The organism is Helicobacter baculiformis (assembly GCF_900197685.1).
GTDB classification, from domain to species: Bacteria; Campylobacterota; Campylobacteria; order Campylobacterales; family Helicobacteraceae; genus Helicobacter; species Helicobacter baculiformis.
Window position 1 is genome coordinate 1 of sequence record NZ_FZMF01000025.1, and the last position, 5,893, is coordinate 5,893.

A 5,893-nucleotide genomic window follows, 5' to 3' on the forward strand; every position below is an offset into this window, starting at 1 on the left:
CGTTCCTACAAACCTATAAAACCGCATAAAATCCTATAAAATCCTATCAATAGAAAAAAATTTAAGCGGTTTTTGTTGTATTCCTGTTTCAACCATGCTAGTTACTAGCTGATTCTTTGACAAATCAACCAATAGAGCCGTCATGTCCGCAGGCGTGAATTCAGTGGGAACTCCACTTACTAAATGCTTGACAAGATTGACACTTGCGTTAAAATCTCTATCCATTGCCATACCGCAAGCATCACACCTATAAACTCTATCGTTTAGTGTTAAGTCCGCCTTTTTATTGCCACAATTAGAGCAAGTTTTAGAGCTTGGATAAAAGGCATCGGCTCGTAAAATTTCCCGCCCATAGTATTTCGCCTTGTATTCCAAAAGAGTGTTAAAAGCAGAGATACTAACATCGCTAAGGGCTTTGGCTAGTTTAGAGTTTTTAAGCATATTCTTTACTTTTAAGCTCTCCAAACAAAGGGTTTTAGCGTGCCTAATTAGGGCGGTGCTTAACTTGTGTAAAAAGTCTGTGCGTATGTTGGCAATGCGGGTGTGTAGGCGATTTAGGCGTAAGACAGCTTTAAGATAATTGTTAGACTTCTTGGTGCTATCACCTTTGGTTTTCGGGTGTTGCTTTTTGTCAAGTTGTCTAGCAAGTTTTTTAAGCCGTCTTGCGAGCCTATTTAAGGGCTTTGGGGCGAAAATCTGTAAGCCATTAGATAGACTAGCAAACGCTTTAATGCCTGTATCAATGCCTAGAGTGCTATTGCCTTTAGCGGGCTTATGTGTGCGGTTAAACTCCTCTTTGGTGGTATCGACTTGGATAGATACATAAAACTTAGAGCCGTGTCGTGAAATGGTCGCCCCATTGATTTTACCTTTCAAGCGTAGTTTTTCAGTCATTTTAATCTTAGGCAAGTTAGGGATTTTGAGATAATCCTTTTTGTCGCCTTGAATGATTTTTACTTGGTCGCCCCCAATATAAAAGCTCCCTTGATATTCCCTTTTGCGTTTAAAGCGAGGGTAACTCACCTTGCCTAACTTTAAATCTTTAAAGAATTTTTGAAATGCTAGGTTTAAATGTGTAAAGGGGCGCGCTGTGGCGTATTTCGTAACTTCATAGACAAAGGGAAACTTCTCTTTTTTGCAAGCGTTAAACTCTTTCTTTAGGGCAAAGTGGTTAGATTTTATGCCATTTTCGTAGTTTTCTCTCCACTTGGCTAGTCCCCAATTATAGGCTAATCTAGCACAGCCAAAGGCTTTTTTAAAGTGGGTCTGTGTCTTATTGTTGGGCGTTAATTCAATCTTGTGGGTCAGCTGTAACATTGTTTTCTACCACTTCTTGCATTTGCTCTAAAAGCTGCTTGTTTTTCTTTGAACGAGCACCATAAAGTCTAGCTGAGAACACCGTAATGATTTCTAACACATCTTTGGCTAACTCTTCTTCGAAACGGACATTTTCATCGCCTTGATTAATGATAATTACCTCCACGCCTTTAGCCTCGCAAATGGCAAACACTAGCTCCGCTCCAAAACGCAATAAGCGGTCTTTATGGGTCAAAACAAGCCTTTTTACTTGGCTCTCTAGGATAAGGTTAAGAAGTTTAGTTAATCCCTTTTTGTAGTAATTCATCCCAGAGCCTAAGTCCTGTATCACTTCGTAATTAAAGCCCAGTTTCGAACAATACAGCTCCAAAACCTGCACTTGGCGGATTAAATCCTCTTTTTGGTCGGCACTAGAAACACGGGCATAGGCGATGGTCTTGCGGTTATCGTTATGAAAAACAATGTTTTTGTTGATATTTTTAAGGCTCTCTAGCTTGTATCTCCGCTCCCCACCTTTTGTGTAATTGTCGGGTTTTAGTAAGCCTCTTTTCTCCCAGTTTCTCAAAGTTTGGATACTGACACCTAAAATTTTGCTTGCTTGACCTATTGATAGTAAATTATTCATGCCAACATGGTAGCACCGATAAACTTAGAAATATATAAAAAATTTATAGATAATTATAGAATTTTATAGAATTTAAGTTGCTGTTTCTAGCCCCAAAGATGACCTAGAGGAGCTCTTAGAACTCCATAGCTTTCTTGAAAGAATAGCCAACAAAGCAGGCAAGACAACCAAGACCCCAAGCAGTGAAACTACCGATGATCAACCCAAGCGTGATTATCGTAGCACCAACAGAGCCGAGCTTGAACACATCAAGAGACTAGAGAAGCTCACCACTTTAGAGCAAAAAGAACAAACAGGCACACTGACCAAAGAGGAACGCAGAAGGCTAAAAAACTTCAGAGAAGCAGAAAAGGCTTATGCTCAAAATCAAGCCCACTCTAACAACTTAACCGATACTCAAGACAAAACATAGCATTTCTACCCGCCTACAAGCCTCATACAACGAAACCTTGCAAAAAAGAATACCGACATAGCACCCCCCCCATCAAAACGATTGTGGAGCTTTCTAGGTGGCATTCTGAGCAATCTGCAAAAAAACACATTCACGCCATTAGGCGCGCAATGCGAAAATCGCTTTCTCATGCGCGCGCGCGCGCGTTTTATTCACTTGATACTATAGAAACAACTCTGATTTTTTGTTTTGGGGTTTTAGGGCTTTGAAGTCCGTTGTATGGGGGGTTTCTGTGGGGTTTAAGGGGAAATTACAGATAGATGGATTATCTTCAATGGGTTATCTTTGCAACCGACTAAAGTATCAAGGACAACCCAGTGAGAAAACTTACCCGCAAGCCAGTGAGTAGCCTAAAGGGCAAGCCAGTGAGTAGCCTACAAAACATTACCTTAAGCGAAACTTTAGAGCCCTACCAAGCCCATAAGCTGCAAGCCCAAGAGCTTGACTTGCCCGGCCACTACCCAGATAACCCCGATAAGGCGCAAAGGTGCGCACATTGTGGCGATGACCTCACCTTCGACAAATACCGCCACCTGGAAACGAGCGATATACTCCGTGTCCTAGCGTGGGCGAATTTTTGCAAAGTCAGGTGGTGTCCGATGTGTGCGTGGCGTAAAGCGAGCAAGTTAATCCTAGAGATTTTGAGCATTCTGAGCCAAATTGAGCGCGATCACAAAGTCGCCTATGTCTTTCTCACCCTCACCACAAGAAACGCGCCCTTGAGCGAGCTACGCGCCTTGTCAGCCCACATGTCCAAGTCGTGGCAACGCTTGATCCAAACCAAGAGCTTTAGAAAGTCAGTCTTAGGCTACATTCGTGCCCTTGAGTTTATGGGCGACAAGACACCTGATGGACAAGCTCATCCGCATTTTCACAGCGTGCTAGTTGTCCCCCCAAGCTACTTCAGTAAGGGCTATATCCCCCAAGCTCAATGGTGCGAAATGTGGCAAAAGGCACTTAGAGCGGATTATAAGCCCATTGTTGATATTCGAGGCATACGAGTTAAGAGTACTGCTACAACTTTAAATACCATCAACCCCGCATTGTATTCAGCTTTGCGCGAGTGTGTGAAGTATATTGCTAAGTCTGCAAAGTTAACCAAACTAGATCAAGAACAATTTAAAATTTTAGACCAACAAGCTAAAGGCATTCGCCAATTCAATTTAGGTGGACTTGTGAAATCAATAAAGCCATTAGAACTCGAACCGCTAGACCCAAGTTTTTGGGAGCAATTAGAACAAGAATTTTACAAATGGAGCGGGCAAGCTTATAAGCCTTATACCCCAAGTGGTGAACCTAAAATTTTTGAATTTACCACAAGCCCCTACGGCGATTGAGTAGCAAATGACCACAGCGAACTTGTGAGCGTTACCTTTAGGTAGTGGTGAATTTGCGCAAACTCACCACCTGCAAGCAGGACACTGCGCTAAGCTTGTTTGGTGTGTTTGCTCTGCGAGGCTAAGATATTTCAAATCCTTACACTCAACCCTTGCACTACGCTTTAAGCGTGTGCAAGGCGCACCACGAGCCAGTGGCGAAGTGGTGCTTCTAAACCGCTATAAAATCCAAAAACTTTTTTACTCAAGAGATGAACTACAATCCACTCCCCTTATTAAAAAATGTGAACAATCCACCCCGTTATGTTCGCAAAAATTTTTCTCATACCGACCGCTATTCTTTGCAAAAACTTTTCAACACTCAAGCTAAAAATTTCTAAGTTATAATGCGACCAAAAAGGACTGACCAATGGCAAAAGACTTTAGCAAATTCACCGAAAGACAACTTTACAATCATCTTGCCAAGCTTGAGAATGCAATGACAAAATTGCGTAAAGATTATCAAGCAATCAAAGTTAAAGCTGACAAACTCAAAGAGGAAAAAGCCCAAGCTTTAAAAGCCCTTGAATTTCTCAACACTTCAACCAATTTTGAACAAAAACAATGAGCAACCTAGCCTCAATCCATTTTAAAAAATCTATCTCTATCCAAGTGGTGCACAATGACCGCACATTACCGCCAAGCTACCTACTTGATGAATCCTTGCGCTTAGGTGTGGAATGTAACCGCAATGCTAAAGAGGCAAGAGCTTTAAAAGCCCAAATGATAGAGCAAGCTATCACTAACTACACCAACTTAACCAAGAAAAAGTTTCAAGCCAAATCCTACGAATGGAGTGCCGTCGTCAATCTCAAAGAGGATAGCACGATGCAAGACCTAGAGAGGCTAGCCGATCACTTCAAAAGCAAATATGGCTTTCAGTGCTACCAAATCGCCATTCACAGAGACGAAGGACACACAGACGAATATGGGACAACCCATATCAACCACCACGCACACCTAGAGTTTGTAACCCTAGATGAACTCACGGGTAAAAGCCTATTTCGTTCTGATTTGAGAACTTCTAAAGCCTTTAGGCAATTTCAAGACGAAGTTGCCACCATCTTGCAAATGCAAAGAGGCACAGACAAGCGCATTAGCAAGACCAAACGCATTGAGCCACGAGCTTACGCACAACTCGCCGAAGAGGCTAAAGCCGAGCGTAAATCTCTCAAGGACCAATTTAACAAGTGGGCTTATAAGAAAATCGATGAAGTCAATGACCTTCAAAACCGGTTACAACAAGCCGAGCAAGAGAACCAAGACCTCAAAGCCAAACACCTCACAGAGAAGCAAATAAGGGAGAGATTAGAGCAGGAGCGTAAGGAGTGGATAGCCCAAAAAGATCACACCGCCCAAGAGTATAAAGAGCTCAGAGCTTTAGCCAATAATTACAAGCTCACCAATGAACAATTAGAAAACCACATTGCAGAGCTCAACCAAAAACACGCTTTGGCTATCCAAGCCAGAGACCAAAATATCCAAAGATTAGAGCAAGACAAGCAAGACCTAGAAGCTCAAATCCAAAAGCTTAATGCCAAGCATTCTCTAATACGCGTTGTCCAAAAGAAAGATGCTAATGGTAACCCCATCCCCTTATTAGACCCTAATGGTAACCAACTTCACGACAGAAATGGTAACTATTTGTGGGAGACGGAGGAAGTGTATTTAGACCAAGAACAGCAAAAAGTTATCCAAGCACAGCAAGATATAATCCAAAAATTAACCCAAGAAATCCAGGACATTAAAGCTAAACTTCAACAATACCAAGCACAAAATCAAGCCCACCAATCCCAACTAACACAACCCAACTCACAATCACATAACCCCCAATGGGACATCATTCACAAGCCAAAAAAGGGTAGAGGCAGATACTGAAAGGTGTAATTCAAAGGTGTAATTCAAAGGTGTAATTTAAAGGTGTAATTCAAAGGTGTAATTTAAAGGTGTAATTTAAAGGTGTAATTCAATCTTAAGTATTTGATTAACATAATCCGCTTGCACTTTTGAACAACAAGGAGCAACCGATGAAAATAGAAAATCTAAAAGACCTAGCCCAATGTTTCAACCGCTATGAAACACTCAAAGCCAGATTTCAAAAAGCCAACCGTTCCTACAAACCTA

The 5,893-nt window shown here is 41.7% G+C and carries 5 protein-coding genes; 3 read left to right on the forward strand and 2 right to left on the reverse strand.

What is annotated here, in order from left to right:
* Positions 1 to 33 precede the first annotated feature (33 nt).
* Both C6G87_RS04830 and C6G87_RS04835 read right to left on the reverse strand, forming a co-directional pair.
* Positions 34 to 1,317 carry an RNA-guided endonuclease InsQ/TnpB family protein gene (locus tag C6G87_RS04830; RefSeq protein ID WP_104752399.1) on the reverse strand — a complete coding sequence of 428 codons (1,284 nt, stop codon included), beginning with the start codon at positions 1,315 to 1,317 and terminating at the stop codon, positions 34 to 36.
* Positions 1,292 to 1,942 (reverse strand): IS607 family transposase, encoded by a 651-nt coding sequence (locus C6G87_RS04835; RefSeq protein ID WP_104752400.1) that lies wholly within the window; start codon positions 1,940 to 1,942, stop codon positions 1,292 to 1,294. The genes C6G87_RS04830 and C6G87_RS04835 overlap by 26 nt, the downstream gene beginning before the upstream one ends.
* A gap of 768 nt (positions 1,943 to 2,710) precedes the next feature.
* On the opposite strand from C6G87_RS04835, the gene C6G87_RS04845 reads away from it, so the two are divergent.
* The 3 genes from C6G87_RS04845 to C6G87_RS08625 all read left to right on the forward strand — a co-directional run bounded on the left by C6G87_RS04845 (position 2,711) and on the right by C6G87_RS08625 (position 5,647).
* Positions 2,711 to 3,730 (forward strand): protein rep, encoded by a 1,020-nt coding sequence (locus C6G87_RS04845; protein ID WP_104752401.1) that lies wholly within the window; start codon positions 2,711 to 2,713, stop codon positions 3,728 to 3,730.
* 409 nt (positions 3,731 to 4,139) lie between these two features.
* The gene (locus C6G87_RS04850) at positions 4,140 to 4,337 is read left to right on the forward strand and encodes a hypothetical protein (protein WP_104752402.1); all 198 of its coding nucleotides are present in this window, start codon (positions 4,140 to 4,142) and stop codon (positions 4,335 to 4,337) included.
* The gene (locus C6G87_RS08625; protein WP_199767638.1) at positions 4,334 to 5,647 is read left to right on the forward strand and encodes a coiled-coil domain-containing protein; all 1,314 of its coding nucleotides are present in this window, start codon (positions 4,334 to 4,336) and stop codon (positions 5,645 to 5,647) included. The genes C6G87_RS04850 and C6G87_RS08625 overlap by 4 nt, the downstream gene beginning before the upstream one ends.
* The last annotated feature ends 246 nt before the right edge of the window (positions 5,648 to 5,893 follow it).